Annotated in this window: 2 protein-coding genes; both read left to right on the top strand. The window is 60.6% G+C overall.

Translation table 11 applies throughout. The features are described from left to right. Positions 1–60 precede the first annotated feature (60 nt). Entirely contained in the window at positions 61–999 is a 939-nt protein-coding gene (locus tag AB0I71_RS32515; RefSeq protein WP_025304180.1) for a LysR substrate-binding domain-containing protein, read from the top strand. Between the two features lie 311 nt (positions 1,000–1,310). Next, the coding region (locus tag AB0I71_RS32520) for a glyceraldehyde 3-phosphate dehydrogenase NAD-binding domain-containing protein (protein ID WP_357591194.1) at positions 1,311–1,417 on the top strand (107 nt) is incomplete at its 3' end.

Here is a 1,417-nt window from a genome sequence, read left to right on the forward strand (position 1 = left end):
ATCCTATAATTGACTAACTGTTAATCAACCCTGAAAACGGTGAAACATAAAACACGAATCATGAACAATATGCCGATCCTGAGTGACCTGCGGGTGTTCGTGCTGGTGGCGCGCCGCGCCGGGTTTGCCGCCGCCGCCGAAGAGCTGGGCGTGTCGCCGGCCTTTATCAGCAAACGCATTGCGTTGCTGGAAAAAGCGCTGGACGTGTCGTTGCTGCACCGCACCACGCGGCGAGTGGCGATCACCGAAGACGGCGAACGCATCTACGAATGGGCGCAGCGCATTCTCAACGACGTCGATCAGATGATGGACGAGCTGTCCGAGGTGCGTCAGGCGCCGCAGGGCATGCTGCGCGTGGTCAGCAGCTTCGGCTTCGGCCGGCGTTTCGTGGCGCCGGCGCTGTCGGCGCTGGCGCGGCAGTACCCGCAGCTGGAGCTGCGGCTCGACGTGTCCGATAGGCTGGTGGATCTGGTCAGCGAAGGGTTCGATCTGGATATCCGCATCGGCGACGATATCGCCCCCAATTTGATTGCGCGCAAGCTGGCGGACAATCAGCGCATCTTGTGCGCTTCGCCGGCGTACCTGCAGCGCCACGGCGTGCCGAAAAACCCGGCGGAGCTGGCGGGCCGCACCTGTTTGGTGATCAAGGAACGCGATCACCCGTTCGGGCTGTGGCGGCTGCAGGGGCCGGGCGGCGAAGAGACGGTGAAGGTGACGGGGGCGCTGGCGTCGAACCACGGCGAGATCGTGCACCAGTGGTGCCTGGACGGGCAGGGCGTTGCGCTGCGTTCCGCCTGGGACGTAAAAGAGAACATCGACAGCGGCAGATTGGTGCACATCCTGCCGGAGTATTATCAGCCGGCCAACATCTGGGCGGTGTACGTTTCCCGGCTGGCAACGTCGGCGAAAGTGCGGGTGACGGTCGAATTTTTGCGCGACTATTTTCGTGAGCACTACGGCGAAACGGGGCCGGCGAGCGAAAATTCGTCGCGGTCTTGAGGCCAAAAATGTGCGCCAGATCATCTTATGCTCGTAAAACTCCCGTCCGTTACCTGAGGAACTGTCGCACCTGTTCCTTTTGCCAAAACTTTGGTTTATGCTCAGCTGAAGCGTTTCAGTTGAAGCACTCTTCAACAGAAATGCCGATGTGACGGCGGTGAAAAACCGCTGAAGCGCGGGAATAATGCAAACTCGGCGATTCACAGCGGGCGGTACGATCCACTACTCTATGCGGGTTAGTGAGACAACCAGTCAGCGCCGGGCGGCGCCGGTGAGTCACCCGGCGTGGACGGCCCTTTTTCAGGAGCAGCATGACCATCCGCATAGCGATAAACGGCTTTGGCCGCATCGGCCGCAGCGTATTGCGCGCACTGTACGAATCGGGACGACGGGCGGAAATCTCCGTGGTGGCGATCAA

The organism is Micromonospora sp. NPDC049891 (assembly GCF_040660295.1).
Taxonomy (GTDB): Bacteria; Actinomycetota; Actinomycetes; order Mycobacteriales; family Micromonosporaceae; genus Micromonospora.

Excerpts from the sequence above, each read along its gene's own strand:
- AB0I71_RS32515 (WP_025304180.1), top strand. The coding sequence starts at position 61 with ATGAACAATATGCCGATCCTGAGTGACCTGCGGGTGTTCGTGCTGGTG.